At 66.5% G+C, this 13425-nt stretch carries 9 protein-coding genes; 5 read left to right on the forward strand and 4 right to left on the reverse strand.

What is annotated here, in order from left to right; translation table 11 throughout:
* Window positions 1–13: 13 nt before the first annotated feature.
* Window positions 14–1003, reverse strand: coding sequence for a transporter substrate-binding domain-containing protein (locus QFZ94_RS18010; protein ID WP_429458561.1), 990 nt, complete (start codon window positions 1001–1003; stop codon window positions 14–16).
* Window positions 1004–1107: 104 nt separating this feature from the next.
* On the reverse strand, window positions 1108–2832 hold the full coding sequence (locus QFZ94_RS18015; protein WP_429458563.1) for a glutamine--tRNA ligase/YqeY domain fusion protein: 1725 nt from the start codon (window positions 2830–2832) through the stop codon (window positions 1108–1110).
* A gap of 347 nt (window positions 2833–3179) precedes the next feature.
* Here QFZ94_RS18015 and ggt point away from each other — a divergent pair, with 347 nt between their 5' ends.
* A complete protein-coding gene (ggt, locus tag QFZ94_RS18020; RefSeq protein ID WP_429458565.1) occupies window positions 3180–4985 on the forward strand; it encodes a gamma-glutamyltransferase in 1806 nt (601 codons plus the stop codon).
* 52 nt (window positions 4986–5037) lie between these two features.
* A complete protein-coding gene (locus QFZ94_RS18025) occupies window positions 5038–5601 on the forward strand; it encodes an RBBP9/YdeN family alpha/beta hydrolase (RefSeq protein WP_429458567.1) in 564 nt (187 codons plus the stop codon).
* 18 nt (window positions 5602–5619) lie between these two features.
* Here QFZ94_RS18025 and QFZ94_RS18030 read toward each other — a convergent pair whose 3' ends face one another.
* Window positions 5620–6840, reverse strand: coding sequence for a CaiB/BaiF CoA transferase family protein (locus QFZ94_RS18030; protein WP_429461847.1), 1221 nt, complete (start codon window positions 6838–6840; stop codon window positions 5620–5622).
* A 322-nt stretch (window positions 6841–7162) separates the two neighbouring features.
* On the opposite strand from QFZ94_RS18030, the gene alaS reads away from it, so the two are divergent.
* On the forward strand, window positions 7163–9787 hold the full coding sequence (gene alaS / locus QFZ94_RS18035; protein ID WP_429458569.1) for an alanine--tRNA ligase: 2625 nt from the start codon (window positions 7163–7165) through the stop codon (window positions 9785–9787).
* A 163-nt stretch (window positions 9788–9950) separates the two neighbouring features.
* On the opposite strand, the gene QFZ94_RS18040 is transcribed toward alaS, so the two are convergent.
* The gene (locus QFZ94_RS18040) at window positions 9951–10871 is read right to left on the reverse strand and encodes a LysR family transcriptional regulator (RefSeq protein ID WP_368585271.1); all 921 of its coding nucleotides are present in this window, start codon (window positions 10869–10871) and stop codon (window positions 9951–9953) included.
* A gap of 100 nt (window positions 10872–10971) precedes the next feature.
* Here QFZ94_RS18040 and QFZ94_RS18045 point away from each other — a divergent pair, with 100 nt between their 5' ends.
* Both QFZ94_RS18045 and QFZ94_RS18050 read left to right on the forward strand, forming a co-directional pair.
* Window positions 10972–12285 (forward strand): YbfB/YjiJ family MFS transporter, encoded by a 1314-nt coding sequence (locus QFZ94_RS18045; protein WP_429458571.1) that lies wholly within the window; start codon window positions 10972–10974, stop codon window positions 12283–12285.
* A gap of 87 nt (window positions 12286–12372) precedes the next feature.
* Window positions 12373–13404, forward strand: coding sequence for a threonine aldolase family protein (locus QFZ94_RS18050; RefSeq protein ID WP_429458573.1), 1032 nt, complete (start codon window positions 12373–12375; stop codon window positions 13402–13404).
* Window positions 13405–13425 lie beyond the last annotated feature (21 nt).

Consider the following 13425-nt stretch of genomic DNA (forward strand, 5'->3'; position numbering starts at 1 on the left):
GCGCGCGCCGCGTTCAGTCGAGCGCGCGGTCGTTAGGATGCGCGAACAACGCGCGGTTCTGCTCCGACAGCGGGAAATTGACATTGATGCCGCGCGGCGGAATCGGCTGCGTGAACCACTGCCGGTACAGACGCTCGGCGTCGCCGGACGTCTGCGAGCGCACGATCACGCGATTCACGAGCGCGCGAAACGGCTCGTCGCCCTTGCGGAACATGCACGCGTACACCTCATAGCCGAGCGGCGCACCCGTCACGATGAAATCGTCGGGATGCGGGTCGGTCGCCTTGAAACCGTAGACGATCGGCTCGTCCATCACGAACGCCACCGCGCGGCCGTCTTTCATTGCGTTGAAGGCTTCCTGATGGTCGCGCGCGCTCATGATGCGCATGTTCAACTGCTTCTCGGTGTTGAGGCTGCGCAGCAGGCGCTCGTCGGACGTGCCCGCGGTCGTCACGACCGGCTTGCCGGCCAGATCGGGGAAGTCGGTGATGCCGCTGTTCCTGCGCGTGATCATGCGCACCGCGTACTGGAACAGGCTGTCCGAAAACGCGGCGACGTTTTCGCGCTCGACCGTGTGCGTGGTCGAGCCGCATTCGAGATCGATCTGGTTGTTCAGCAGCATCGGCGTGCGGTTCGACGAAGTCACCGTGATTTCGTGAACCCGCAACTGCGCCATGCCGAGCGTCTTCCGGATTTCATCGACGATCTGCATCGCGATCGCCTGCGAGTAGCCGACCGTGCGCTTGCCGTCGAAGTACGAGAACGGGATCGATGCCTCGCGCACGCCGAGGACGACGACGCCGTCGTCGTGGATCTTTCTCAGCGTACCGGTCAGTTCATCCGCGCGTGCCGGGCCAGCGAACGCGACCGCACCGCAGGCGACCAGCGCAAGCAGCGCGCGGTGCAGATCGCGCACGAAGCGCGGCAAGCGTGAGCCGCGCGGACTCCTTGCGACGCAAATCCTACTTTCAGTCCCATCCCCGCGGCGGACTGCAACCTTCATCGGACCTCCCGGACCGGCGCGCCCAGGCGAGCGCGCATGAGTGTCGATCGAATCTCAGGCAACCGGTCTGGGCCCGGCAACGCCGGGCCGTCGCTGACGTGAGCTTAGGCCGGCTTGCCCCAACTGTCGCGCAGACTGACGATGCGGTTGAATACGGGCTTACCCGGCTTCGAATCGACGCGATCGGCAACGAAGTAGCCGTGGCGCTCGAACTGGTAGCGCTGCTCCGGCAGCGCATGGCGCGCGCCGGTTTCGAGGTAGGCGTGGACCACGCGCTTCGAGTCCGGATTCAGTGCTTCGAGGAAATCGCGGCCGCCGGCGTCCGGTTGCGGTTCCTTGAACAGCCGGTCGTAGATGCGCACTTCGGCCGGGCACGCAGCCGCGGCGCTGACCCAGTGGATGTTGCCCTTGACCTTGTAATTGTTCGCGCCTTCGGTGCCCGATTTGCTGTCCGGGAAGTAGTTGCAATGCACCGCGACGATGTTGCCGTTCTCGTCCTTGTCCGCGTGCGTGCATTCGATCACGTAGCCGTAGCGCAGGCGCACCTTGTTGCCCGGGAACAGACGGAAGTAGCCCTTCGGCGGCGTTTCCGTGAAATCCTCGCGCTCGATCCACAGCTCGCGGGAAATCGGAAACTCGCGCACGCCCTGTTCCGGATGATGCGGATGCACCGGTGCGTGGCACGGCTCGGTGAGGCGTTCGGGGAAGTTGTCGATGATCAGCTTGACCGGATCGAGCACGGCGGCGATGCGCGGCGCCTTCTCGTCGAGATCGTCGCGCAGCGCGCCTTCGAAGACGCTCATATCGATCCACGAGTCGACCTTGGTCACGCCGATGCGCTCGCAGAACAGCTGGATCGATTCGGGCGTGAAGCCGCGCCGGCGCACCCCGACGATGGTCGGCATGCGCGGGTCGTCCCAGCCTTCCACATGGCCTTCGTTGACGAGTTGCAGCAGCTTGCGCTTGCTGGTGATCGCATAGGTCAGGTTCAGGCGCGAAAACTCGATTTGCTGCGGCAACGGACGCTTGAAGATGCCGGCTTCGGCGAGCTCGTTCAGGATCCAGTCGTACAGCGGGCGGTGATCTTCGAATTCGAGCGTGCACAGCGAATGCGTGATGTTTTCGAGCGCGTCCGAGATGCAGTGCGTGTAGTCGTACATCGGGTACACGCACCAGGTGTCACCGGTACGGTAGTGATGCGCGAAGCGGATGCGATAGATGACCGGGTCGCGCATGTTGAAGTTCGGCGACGACATGTCGATCTTCGCGCGCAGCACGTGCTCGCCTTCCTTGAACTCGCCCGCCTTCATGCGGCGGAACAGGTCGAGGTTTTCTTCGACCGAACGATCGCGGAAACGCGACGGCGTGCCGACTTCGGTGGCCGAGCCACGGTTCGCGCGCATTTCCTCGGCCGACTGGCTATCCACGTACGCCTTGCCGCGCTGGATCAGCAGCTCGGCAAACTCGTACAGCTTGTCGTAGTAGTCGCTCGCGTAGTACAGATGTTCGGTGCGGTCCTTTTCCCATTCGAAGCCGAGCCAGCGCACCGAGTCGATGATCGACTCGACGTACTCGACGCTTTCCTTCTCTGGATTGGTGTCGTCGAAGCGCAGATGGCACACGCCGCCGTAGCTGCGCGCGACGCCGAAGTTCAGGCAGATGCTCTTCGCGTGACCGATGTGCAGATAGCCGTTCGGCTCCGGCGGGAAGCGCGTTTCGACGCGCTGGCTCCATTTGCCGGTGCGGTTGTCGTCGTCGATGATGTTGCGGATGAAATTGGATGCCGTGGGCGCGTCGTTGCGATCAGCGTCTTTGCGTTCGGTATTCATGCGAGAAGGTGAGAGTCCGTGGGGCGCGCAATGCGCCCGCTTAGCCGACAATTCTACCTGACGAGCCCGCTCGCGGCAGGCGCTTGCGGCGCGCAGCCAACGGCGGGGCGGGTCTGGCGCGGATGCCGCAGTCGCCGAAGGAGGCGCGCGGGGCTGTAACAGGAGGTAAAACGGGTTGGCGGCGCGCGACGCGCCGACTTAGGATGCGCTGCTGCGCGCGGCCCGCGCACCCGGGCTGGGCCTTCGCGCGGGGCGGGCCGCCTGAGCTGTCCACGCTGTCCTTCATCGCTTGCACGAGGCTCCTTTGCTCGTGCGCCATGCTCGCTTCGTTGCCGGAGTTCTCCCGGATGTCTATCCCGATGCACGGCGCGTTTCGCGCGCCTTTTGCCGGCGCTTTGGCTAGCGCCCGATTTTCTTGCGGTACTCGTCGCGTGCTCGCTTCGGCCTGGTTTGCCGCGCTTGCCGTGAACGTGGCCGCGCCGCTGTCCGCCGCCGCGAAAACAGCGGCGCCGAAGCCGCCGCTCGATGCGTCGGCCGTCGCCGCGCCCGATGCCTATAGCGCCGACACCGCGCAGCAGATCTTTGCCGAAGGCGGCAACGCGGTCGATGCCGCGGTCGCGATGGCCTTCACACTCGCCGTCACGCGGCCCGATGCGGGCAACCTCGGCGGCGGCGGTTTCATGACGCTGCTGGTCGACGGCAAGCCGTATTTTCTCGACTATCGCGAGCGCGCGCCGCAGCAGGCGAACCGCGACATGTACCTCGACGACAAGGGCAACGTGGTGCCGGGCATGAGCACGGTCGGTCATCGCGCGGCGGCTGTGCCGGGCACCGTCGATGGTATGTGGCAAGCGCAGCGCCGCTTCGGCAAGCTTAAATGGAAGCAGGTGCTCGCGCCCGCGATCCATTACGCGACCGACGGCTTCCAGGTCGGCCCGCGCCTGCAGCAGCGGCGCGACGCGGCCGCGAAGGGTTTCGCCGGCAAGACCAATTTCGACGCCTATTTCGGCAACCTGAGAACGGGCGCGACGCTGCGCCAGCCGGAACTCGCGCAGACGCTCGGGCGAATCGCGAGCGACGGCGGCCGCGAGTTCTACGAGGGCCGCACCGCTCAAATGATCGCCGCGCAGATGTACGGCCACGGCCTGATCACGAGCCAGGATCTGAGCCAGTACAAGGCACTGTGGCGCGAGCCGCTCGCAGCCGACTGGCACGGCTACCGCGTGATCACCGCACCGCCGCCGAGCTCGGGCGGCATCGGGCTGATCCAGATGCTAAAGATGCGGGCCGCTCTGCAGCCGGCGTTCGACGGCCTCGCGTTGAATTCGGCGCCGTACATCCATCTGATCGCGCAGATCGAGGATCGGGTGTTCTCGGACCGGCAGCGCTATATCGGCGACCCGGACGCATCGCCGGTGCCGGTCGCGAAGCTGATCGACGACGCCTACGTCGCGCAGCGCGCGGCCGAAGTCAAAACCGACGAAGCGCCGGGCGCGGCGCCGGTGAAGCCCGGCGCTGACGGCGCCGAGGCGACGGAGAAGGCGCAAACCACGCATTTCTCGGTAGTCGACAAGTGGGGCAACGCGGTGTCGAACACCTACACGCTGAACGGCGATTTCGGCTCGGGCGTGGTGGTGGACGGCGGCGGGTTCCTGCTGAACGATGCGATGGACGATTTCTTGATCAAGCCGGCCGGCGCCGGGGCGACGGGCGCGTCGGGCGCGGCCTCGGCATCCGGCGCCGACGATGCCGAGCCGGACACGATCGCGCCGGGCCGCCGCCCGATTTCGTCGATGACGCCCACGCTGCTGCTGAAGGACGGCAAGATCGCGCTGGCGATCGGCACGCCCGGCGGCTCGCGCATCCTGACGACGATCTTCCAGGTGATGACGAATCTCTCCGACTTCGACATGTCGCCGACGGACGCGCTCGCCGCGATGCGGTTCCATCATCAGCTGCTGCCGCAAAAGACGATCTACTTCGAGCCGTACCATCCGGCGCCGGATGAGCTCGCCACGCAACTGAAGGCGCTCGGCTATACGGTCGAGCAGCAGCCGTACAACGGCGACGTGCAGATGATCCGCGTGAACGGCACGACGCCCGAGCCCGCGAGCGATCCCCGTGGTGCCGGCGTGGCACGCGTGATACGGTAGACGCCCCGCCGCGCTATCCCGCGAGCGGGCCATAAGCCGAACACGGGGAAGCATGACGACCGAACAACAACCAACCACACTCGTACTGCCGGGCTATCTGGACTCCGGCCCAGGCCACTGGCAAACGCGCTGGGAAGCGCTCGATCCCGCGTTCGTCCGCGTGCGGATGCCGGATTGGGACCACCCTTCGCGAGACGCCTGGTGCCGCACGCTGGCCGCCACGCTCGACTCCCTCGACGCGCCGGTCGTGTTCGCCGCTCACAGCCTCGGCTGTCTGACCACGGCGTTCTGGGCCTCGCGGTACGCGAGCGCGGCGCAACTCGCGAAGGTGGCCGGCGCGCTGCTGGTCGCCGTGCCCGATCCGGCCGAAGCGCATTTCCCGCGGGACGCGACCGGCTTTGCGCCGGTGCCGCTCGAACGCCTGCCGTTTGCGACGATCGTCGTGGCGAGCAGCGACGATCCGTATGGCGGCGTGCCGTTTTCACAAACCTGCGCGAACGCGTGGGGCAGCCGCTGGATCGAGATTGGCGCGCGCGGCCACATCAACGCCGATAGCGGCCTCGGCGATTGGGACGAGGGGCGCAGCTGGCTGGCTTCGCTAAGGGCGCCGCGCTGAGTCTCGTCGCATCGTCGATCAGATCACCGCCTTTCGCTTCAACTCCGCCATCGTCTGCGCGTCGTATCCGAGCAGGTCGCGCAGCACACGCTCGGTGTGCTCGCCGAGCAGTGGCGGATGGCTCAGCGCCTGCGGCGGCGTGCCGGTCATGTTGATCGGATTGCGCACGAGCTTGACCGTGCCGCCCGACGGATGCGGCAGATCCACCTGCAGACCGCGCGCGACCACCTGCTCGTTGTCGAACACTTCGTCGAGGTTATTGATCGGCCCGCACGGCACGCCGGCCGCTTCGAGCGCCGCGATCCATTGCTGCTTGCCTTGCAGACGGACCATGTCCGCGAGCATCGGCACGAGCAGTTCGCGGTTGCGCACGCGCGCGGGGTTGGTCGCGAAACGGTCGTCGTCGGCGAGCTCCGGGCGGCCGCCCACCTCGACGAACTTGCGGAACTGGCCGTCATTGCCGACCGCGACGATGATCCAGCCATCGCTCGTCTGGAAGGTCTGGTAGGGCACGATGTTCGGATGCGCGTTGCCCCAGCGCACTGGCGGCTGGCCGCTCGCGAGGTAGTTCGAGTTCATGTTGGCGAGCATCGCGACCTGCACGTCGAGCAGCGCCATGTCGATGTACTGGCCTTCGCCCGTGCGATCGCGGTGCGTGAGCGCGGTCAGCACGGCGATCGTCGAGTACATGCCGGTCATCAGGTCGGCGATCGCGACGCCGGCCTTCTGCGGGCCACCGCCCGGCTGACCGTCGCGCTCGCCGGTAATGCTCATGAAGCCGCCGATGCCCTGCACGATGAAGTCATAGCCGGCGCGCTGCGCATACGGCCCGGTCTGCCCGAAGCCCGTGACCGAGCAGTAGATCAGGTCGGGCTTCACCGCTTTGAGCGATTCGTAGTCGAGGCCGTACTTCTTCAGCTGGCCGACCTTGTAGTTTTCGAGCACGACGTCGCTTTGCGCGGCCAGCTCGCGCACGATCCGCTGGCCCTCGGGCGACGCGATGTCGAGCGTGACCGAGCGCTTGTTGCGGTTCGCCGCGAGATAGTAGGCGGCTTCGCGCGTGTCCGCGCCGTCCGGCGTCTTCAGATACGGCGGCCCCCAGTGGCGCGTGTCGTCGCCGACCTCGGGGCGTTCGATCTTGATGACGTCGGCGCCGAAATCGGCGAGCGTCTGCGCGCACCACGGACCGGCGAGCACGCGGGTGAGATCCAGCACGCGGATATGACTGAGAGCGCCCATGTTCCTGAATGTCTCCTGATGGTTGCAGGCCGCGCGGCGAGCCGCCATGCGCAATTTCGCGCGACGTTTCGTGGAAGTCATCTTAAGCGATTCCCGCTCGCGGGCGCAGTCAGCCGAACGTCATAGCGCCGATCGGACGATCGGACGCGCGCGTGTCGCAGCGGGCGCATGCCGTGCTGGCCGGATCGCCAGCCAGGCGGCGCGCGGTGCCGCGCACGCGTGCCGATCCCGTATAATCAGTCGTTTAAAGAAACAGACAGTTGGCGCATCCCATCGACCGCCAGTCTTCGTCAGGAACCGTCAGGACCGTCCCCCGCACGCTATGAAAGCCGCTGATATCCGCGAGAAATTCCTCAAGTTCTTCGAATCGAAGGGCCATACGATCGTCCGTTCGTCGAGCCTCGTGCCCGGCAACGACCCGACGCTGCTCTTCACCAATTCGGGGATGGTGCAGTTCAAAGATGTGTTCCTCGGCGCGGAGTCGCGTCCGTATTCGCGCGCCACGACCGCGCAGCGCAGCGTGCGCGCCGGCGGCAAGCACAACGACCTCGAGAACGTCGGCTACACCGCGCGTCACCACACGTTCTTCGAGATGCTCGGTAACTTCTCGTTCGGCGACTACTTCAAGCGCGATGCGATCCACTACGCGTGGGAACTGCTGACCGAAGTCTACAAGCTGCCGAAAGACAAGCTGTGGGTCACCGTCTACCAGGAGGACGACGAAGCGCACGACATCTGGGCGAAGGAAGTGGGCGTGCCGGTCGAGCGCATCATCCGCATCGGCGACAACAAGGGCGCGCGCTACGCGTCGGACAACTTCTGGCAGATGGCCGACACCGGGCCGTGCGGCCCGTGTTCGGAAATCTTCTACGACCACGGCCCGGACGTGTGGGGTGGCCCGCCGGGGTCTCCCGACGAAGACGGCGACCGCTACATCGAAATCTGGAACCTCGTGTTCATGCAGTTCAACCGCGACGCGCAGGGCAACATGACGCCGCTGCCGAAGCAATGCGTGGACACCGGCATGGGCCTCGAGCGTATCGCCGCGGTGCTGCAGCACGTGCACAGCAACTACGAGATCGACCTCTTCCAGGCGCTCATCCAGGCCGCTGGTCGCGAAACCGGCGTGACCGATCTGACCAACAACTCGCTGAAGGTGATCGCCGATCACATCCGCGCGTGCTCGTTCCTGATCGTCGACGGCGTGATTCCGGGCAACGAAGGCCGCGGCTACGTGCTGCGCCGCATCGTGCGCCGCGCGATCCGCCACGGCTACAAGCTCGGCAAGAAGGGTTCGTTCTTCCATCGCCTCGTCGCCGACCTCGTCGCGCAGATGGGCGAAGCCTATCCGGAACTGGCACAGGCCGAGAAGCGCGTGACCGACGTGCTGCGTCAGGAAGAAGAGCGCTTCTTCGAGACGATCGAGCACGGCATGTCGATTCTCGAAGCCGCTTTGGCCGATCTCGACGCGAAGGGCGGCAAGACGCTCGACGGCGAACTCGCGTTCAAGCTGCACGACACCTACGGCTTCCCGCTCGACCTGACCGCGGACGTCTGCCGCGAGCGCGAAGTGACGGTCGACGAACCCGCGTTCGACGACGCGATGGCGCGTCAGCGCGAGCAGGCGCGCGCGGCGGGCAAGTTCAAGATGGCCCAGGGCCTCGAATACTCGGGCGCGAAGACCACCTTCCACGGCTACGAAGAAATCGTCTTCGACGACGCGAAGGTCGTCGCGCTGTATGTGGACGGCGCGTCGGTGCAACAGGTGCAGGCCGGCCAGCCGGCGGTCGTCGTGCTCGATCACACGCCGTTCTACGCGGAGTCGGGCGGCCAGGTCGGCGACCAGGGCGTGCTCGCGAACGCGAGCACGCGCTTTGCCGTTGCCGATACGCTGAAGGTGCAGGCCGACGTGGTCGGCCATCACGGCACGCTCGAGCAGGGCACGCTGAAGGTTGGCGACGTCGTCAAGGCGGAAATCGACGCGGTGCGCCGCGCTCGCACGGCGCGCAACCACTCGGCCACGCACCTGATGCACAAGGCGCTGCGCGAGGTGCTCGGTTCGCACGTGCAGCAGAAGGGCTCGCTCGTCGACGCAGACAAGACCCGCTTCGACTTCGCGCACAACGCGCCGATGACGGACGAACAGATCCGCCGCGTCGAGGAAATCGTCAACGCGGAAGTGCTGGCGAACGCGCCCGGCATCGTGCGTTTGATGTCGTACGACGATGCGGTGAAGGGCGGCGCGATGGCGCTGTTCGGCGAAAAGTACGGCGACGAAGTGCGCGTGCTCGACCTCGGCTTCTCGCGTGAGCTGTGCGGCGGTACGCACGTGAATCGCTCGGGCGACATCGGCTTCTTCAAGATCGTGATGGAAGGCGGCGTCGCGGCCGGTATCCGCCGCGTCGAAGCGATCACCGGCGACAACGCGGTGCGCTACGTGCAGGAGCTCGAAGCGCGCGTCAACGCGGCCGCGGCCGTGCTGAAGGCGCAACCGGCGGAACTCACGCAGCGCATCGGCCAGGTGCAGGACCAGGTGAAGGCGCTCGAGAAGGAACTGAGCGCGCTGAAGTCGAAGATGGCGTCGAGCCAGGGCGACGAGCTCGCGGGCCAGGCGATCGACGTCGGCGGCGTGCACGTGCTCGCGGCAACGCTCGAAGGCGCGGATGTGAAGACGCTGCGCGAAACGGTCGACAAGCTCAAGGACAAGCTGAAGAGCGCGGCGATCGTGCTCGCGTCGGTCGAAGGCGGCAAGGTCAGCCTGATCGCCGGTGTGACCGCCGACGCCAGCAAGAAGGTCAAGGCGGGCGAACTGGTCAACTTCGTGGCCCAGCAGGTGGGCGGCAAGGGCGGTGGCCGTCCGGACATGGCGCAGGCTGGCGGTACCGAGCCGGCCAACCTGCCGGCGGCGCTCGCGGGCGTCAAGGGCTGGGTCGAAGCACAGCTTTGAATCTGATGGTCGGTTGAGTCCGGCTCGACGCGAAGTCGAGCCGGGTTCGACAAAGGGGCCACGCGGCGCGCCAGCAGAATCGGCGCGTTGCGTGGCCCCTTCGCTTTTGCCGAAGCCGATCGGCTTGCGTCGAACCTCTTTGCCGGCGCGGTGGATTCAACGATCAGACCGCATTGGTATCCACGGGCGCCGCCGCATCCGCGTCGGCCGTCCCTTCCTGCGACGCGACCAGCGCGCGCCGCAACGCGTTGAGCGCCGACGAAAAATGCCCGCGTCGCCAGAGCAGCAGCGTGTCGATGATGCCGATATCGGGCAACTCGTGCACCGCGATATTGCTCGTGTCGGGCTGCAGATCGAGCACCGAGCGCGGTGCGACCGCGACGCCCGCGCCGGCCGCCACGCACGCGACGATCGCGTGATACGAGCCGAGCTCCAGCACGCGCTCCGGTCGCACCCCGTGCTCCAGATACCACTTCTCGATATACGCGCGGTAGGCGCAGCCGCGCTCGAACGCGATCAGCGTCGATAGCGCGATGTCGCGCACCTCGCGGATCGGCCGATGGCCGCGCGGCGTCAGCATCACGAGTTCTTCGCGGAAGATCGGCACGGTTTCGAACACATCGCCGAGCGTCGCAGGATCGAGCGGCGTCGCGACCAACGCCGCATCGACCTCGAACTCGCGCACGCGCTCGATCAGCCTGCCGGTCGTGCCGGTCTCCAGCTCCAGTTCGACGGCCGGCCATTGCTGGTGATATTGCGCGAGCAGGGCCGGCAGACGCGTCGCCGCGACGCTTTCCATCGTACCGAGACGCAGCCGCCCGCTCGGACGATCCTCGCGCACCGCGTGACGCGCCTCGTCGGCGAGCGCGAGCAGCCGTTCCGCGTAGGGCAGCAGGGTCTCGCCGGCCGGCGTCAGCACGAGCCGGCGGCCGTCGCGGATGAACAACTCGGTGCCGAGTTGCTCCTCGAGCTGCTTGATGCGCGTGGTCACGTTCGATTGCACGCGATTGAGCTTCGCCGCAGCGCGCGTCACGCCGTTTTCGCGTACTACCGCGCGAAAAATCGTCAGAGCAGCCAGATCCATGATTCTCTCCCGGCGATGAATTACATTCTAATTATTCATTTTTCGTGATCGAAAGGTCAAGCTAATATGGATTCACCCCATCGCTGCTTGACCGTCCGACATGAACGACCTGGCTTCCCACGCGTACCGGCGCTTTCACGAACCGCACGCCGCCCGGCGCGCGGCGCTCGCCTGCATGGCCGCGCTGGCCGTCGCGCTCGGGATCGGGCGCTTCGCATTCACGCCGCTGCTGCCGCTGATGCTGCACGGCGCGGCGCTCGGCCAGCCGCACCTCGATATCCAGCATGGCGGCTGGCTCGCGTCGTTCAATTACGCCGGCTATTTCGTCGGTGCGATGACCTGCGCGGCGCTGCGGGCAGAGCCCGCGCGGATGGTGCGCGTCGGACTCGCCGCGACCGTGCTGCTCACGCTCGCGATGGGCGTCACCGGCCAGTTCTGGGTGTGGGCGCTGGTGCGCTTCGTCGCCGGCGCGGTCAGCGCATGGACCTTCGTGTTCGCGTCGCAGTGGGGCTTGCGGCGGCTCGCCGAACTCGGCGCGCATGCGTGGAGCGGGGTCATCTACACCGGGCCGGGCGTGGGCATCGTCGGGACCGGCTTGCTGGTCAGCGTCGCGGGTGGCTATGGCGCGGTGGTCGGATGGATCGGCTTTGCGGTGATCGGCGCGGTGCTGACCGTGCTGGTGTGGCCCGTGTTCGCCGAGACAGGGCGCGCGGGGGCAGCGCGGCCTGCCGTTGCGAGCTCCTCGGCAGCAAAATCCGCCACTGGATCACGCACTGGCGCAAACCCGCCGCCCCGTACGGCCGGCGTTCAGACGAGCCATGCCGTCCACCGCAGCGACGCGTTCTGGCTGGTGCTGCTCTACGGTATCCCGGGCTTCGGCTACATCATCACCGCGACCTTTCTGCCGGTCATCGCGCGCCACGCGTTGCCGGGCTCGGCATGGCCGGACCTGTTCTGGCCGATGTTCGGTGCCGCGCTGATCGTCGGCGCGTTGCTCGCCGCGCGTTTGCCGTTGCATTGGGACAACCGCACGCTGCTCGCAGGCTCATATGTGCTGCAGGCAATCGGCATCGCGTTGGGCATCGTGTGGCCGACGGCGGGCGGGTTTTCGCTCGGCAGCATCCTGATCGGCCTGCCGTTTACCGCGATCACGCTATTCGCGATGCGCGAGGCGCGGCGGCTGCGCGGCGACGATGCGGCCGGGCTGATGGGTTACGCGACGGCGGCCTATGGCATCGGACAGATCGCGGGTCCGTTGGTGGCAGCGCCGATTGCCGCCCACACGGGATCGTTTTCGCTGGCGCTGTGGCTCGCCGCGGGCGCGCTGCTGGCGGGGGCGGTAGGGCTGATCGCGGTGATGCGCGTGCCGCGCGGCCCGCGCCGTGGCCGCATGCCGGATTGCGGTCGCAACTAGCGCCTGAAAACAAATCTCGCACGAGCGCACTAAAATGACCGCTTTCCGTCATTCCCTCGCGCCTGTCGCCGGGCGCGTCGCTCGACCATGCAACATTTCGCGTCCGACAACTATGCCGGCATCTGTCCCGAAGCGCTCGACGCGCTGATCGCCGCCAACAACAGCGGCCACGAGCCGGCCTACGGCGACGACTCCTGGACCAACCAGGTCTGCGACCGTCTGCGCGACCTGTTTCAAACCGATTGCGAAGTGTTCTTCGTGTTCAACGGCACGGCGGCCAATTCGCTCGCGCTCGCGTCGCTGTGCCAGTCGTACCACTCGGTGATCTGCCACGAACTCGCGCACATCGAGACCGACGAATGCGGCGGTCCGGAGTTCTTTTCAAACGGCTCGAAGCTGCTGACCGCGCCGGGCATCGGCGGCAAGCTCACGCCCGATGCGATCGAGTGCATCGTCACGCGGCGCGCCGATATCCACTATCCGAAGCCGAAGGTCGTCACGCTGACGCAGTCGACCGAGGTCGGCACCGTCTACAGCGTCGAGGAAGTGCGCGCGATCGCCGCGATCGCGAAGCGCCGTCATCTGAAGGTGCACATGGACGGCGCGCGTTTCGCGAACGCGGTCGCCGCGCTCGACGTGCATCCGTCGGAAATCACATGGCGCGCGGGTGTCGACGTGCTGTGCTTCGGCGGCACCAAGAACGGCCTGCCAGTCGGCGAGGCGGTGGTGTTCTTCGACCGCGCGCTCGCCGACGATTTCGCTTATCGGCTCAAGCAGGCGGGACAGCTGGCATCGAAGATGCGTTTCATTTCCGCGCCGTGGCTCGGCCTGCTCGACAACGACGTATGGTTGCGCAATGCACGTCACGCGAACGCGATGGCGCGTCTGCTGGAGGCGCGGTTGCAGGAAATCCCGGGCGTGAGCATCATGTTTCCGAGCGAATCGAACGCGGTGTTCGCGCAGTTGCCGCCGCATGCCGCGAAGACGATGCGCGCACGTGGCTGGAAGTTTTACGAGTTCATCGGCGCGGGCGGTTGCCGGCTGATGTGCGCGTGGGACACGCAGCCCGAAACGGTCGAGCGTTTCGCGGCCGACGTACGCGAACTGTGCATCGCGTGACCGAAGACGCATGAAGCTGCC

Origin of the sequence: Paraburkholderia sp. JPY465 (assembly GCF_050436725.1) — a bacterium.
In the GTDB taxonomy this organism is placed as follows: Bacteria; Pseudomonadota; Gammaproteobacteria; order Burkholderiales; family Burkholderiaceae; genus Paraburkholderia; species Paraburkholderia youngii.

What these genes read in the sequence shown, in the direction of transcription:
- QFZ94_RS18025 (WP_429458567.1), top strand. Translation starts at nt 5,038, where the DNA reads ATGACGACCGAACAACAACCAACCACACTCGTACTGCCGGGCTATCTG.
- QFZ94_RS18040 (WP_368585271.1), bottom strand. Translation starts at nt 10,871, where the DNA reads ATGGATCTGGCTGCTCTGACGATTTTTCGCGCGGTAGTACGCGAAAAC.
- QFZ94_RS18015 (WP_429458563.1), bottom strand. Translation starts at nt 2,832, where the DNA reads ATGAATACCGAACGCAAAGACGCTGATCGCAACGACGCGCCCACGGCA.
- QFZ94_RS18045 (WP_429458571.1), top strand. Translation starts at nt 10,972, where the DNA reads ATGAACGACCTGGCTTCCCACGCGTACCGGCGCTTTCACGAACCGCAC.
- QFZ94_RS18050 (WP_429458573.1), top strand. Translation starts at nt 12,373, where the DNA reads ATGCAACATTTCGCGTCCGACAACTATGCCGGCATCTGTCCCGAAGCG.
- QFZ94_RS18010 (WP_429458561.1), bottom strand. Translation starts at nt 1,003, where the DNA reads ATGAAGGTTGCAGTCCGCCGCGGGGATGGGACTGAAAGTAGGATTTGC.
- ggt (WP_429458565.1), top strand. Translation starts at nt 3,180, where the DNA reads ATGTCTATCCCGATGCACGGCGCGTTTCGCGCGCCTTTTGCCGGCGCT.
- alaS (WP_429458569.1), top strand. Translation starts at nt 7,163, where the DNA reads ATGAAAGCCGCTGATATCCGCGAGAAATTCCTCAAGTTCTTCGAATCG.
- QFZ94_RS18030 (WP_429461847.1), bottom strand. Translation starts at nt 6,840, where the DNA reads ATGGGCGCTCTCAGTCATATCCGCGTGCTGGATCTCACCCGCGTGCTC.